The 1,394-nt window shown below is 49.7% G+C and carries 2 protein-coding genes and 1 pseudogene; 1 reads left to right on the forward strand and 2 read right to left on the reverse strand.

Going from position 1 to position 1,394, the window contains the following annotated elements; all coding sequences use genetic code 11:
• Together QZ506_RS19015 and QZ506_RS19020 are read right to left on the reverse strand one after the other, a co-directional pair.
• Positions 1-109, reverse strand: a 109-nt coding sequence (locus tag QZ506_RS19015) for an IS1 family transposase (RefSeq protein WP_367273042.1), incomplete at its 3' end; no start/stop codon positions are given.
• 266 nt (positions 110-375) lie between these two features.
• Positions 376-1,221: pseudogene (locus QZ506_RS19020) on the reverse strand (YjbH domain-containing protein); the annotation flags it as partial.
• 64 nt (positions 1,222-1,285) lie between these two features.
• Here QZ506_RS19020 and QZ506_RS19025 point away from each other — a divergent pair.
• Positions 1,286-1,394 (forward strand): IS1 family transposase (locus QZ506_RS19025; protein ID WP_367273042.1); only part of this gene is annotated, 109 nt, incomplete at its 3' end.

The following is a 1,394-nucleotide window of genomic DNA, read 5'->3' on the forward strand; positions in this document are numbered from 1 at the left end:
GTTTGCATGACTGACGACGGCAACGCTGATGGCCACTTTTGCCATAACCGCGTTTTTTCACAGGAGATGTCTGTTCACAAAACGGGCATCTTACATCAACTTTAGCCACTGTATTCCACATCCAAAACCGGACATTTCACAATGCAATCAACATATTGAATACACGACCCTGCAATTTAATACGCCATTATCATGCCTTCAGCCACCACAACAAGGGAAGACCCACATTAACGCAGTTAATTTGTTATTTATATCGTTACCTGAAACTCGCATAACGTCCACTGGCAACCAGCAGTTTTCCTTTATCAGGTAAAAACAATGCTGCCTTACTCACGCAGAGTAAGGCAGCATATCGATGCCAGCGACTTATTGCTATTAGCGGATTTCACACGCCACGCCGTAGAGACCGTTACGCCGTTGCAGCATCTGACCGCCATCACGCGTCAGCGGTACCCAGCCGACGGCACCACGTTTCACCGTCGGTTCGGTAAACATCAGATCGAACGGAATGAAGATATAGAAGCCCTTGGTAAAGCTGCCCTCGCCATAGTCTTTGCTGCTGACATCGGTTTTGGTAGCAAACACCCCGGCGGTGATGCCGCTGTCAAAGCGACGCGACAGATCGACCGTGACACCATAGTCTCCGGCCAGATAGCGCCCGACGCTGATTTTCGCAAACGATCCTTCAACATAAGGCATTTCCCAATACGCGGTAAGGTGCCCGGTCACTACGTCATAATCCGCCGTGCGAATAATGTCATTCGAGTCACGCTGCTTAACGTAGTTGACATCCAGCCCCAGCGCCCAGCGCTCACCGAACGGACGGTACAGCACTTCCGATCCGAACCCGGCATACATCATTTCCAGATAACCGCCGTACACCTGGGTGTACCAGTCTGTCGCTGGGTTATCCATGCGCGTCAATTGCAGGTTGGTCAGCAGCAAATCGGAAGAGGTTACATATTCACGAATCCAAGTTCTGACGCGCGGTGAAGTAGTATCAGTCGGGGGCGTTTTATAATTAAAACGATCGTAGTTGTTGATCAGGTTCAATGACGCTGCCCCACCCACAGACCAGTGATCGCTCAGACGATAATCCGCACTACCTTTCAGCGCCACCTGATACATATAAAACGATTCTGCACCACCTACGGATTGTGTCAAGGCAGGTTCTATTCCGTAGGTAAAGCGCGATGGCTCGCTACGTAGCACCGATTGGCCATTGGGTCGTTTATTCAATATGTTGATTGCAGTGTGAAATGTCCGGTTTTGGATGTGGAATACAGTGGCTAAAGTTGATGTAAGATGCCCGTTTTGTGAACAGACATCTCCTGTGAAAAAACGCGGTTATGGCAAAAGTGGCCATCAGCGTTGCCGTCGTCAGTCATGCAAAC

It is taken from the genome of Candidatus Symbiopectobacterium sp. (assembly GCF_020054415.1).
In the GTDB taxonomy this organism is placed as follows: domain Bacteria; phylum Pseudomonadota; class Gammaproteobacteria; order Enterobacterales; family Enterobacteriaceae; genus Symbiopectobacterium.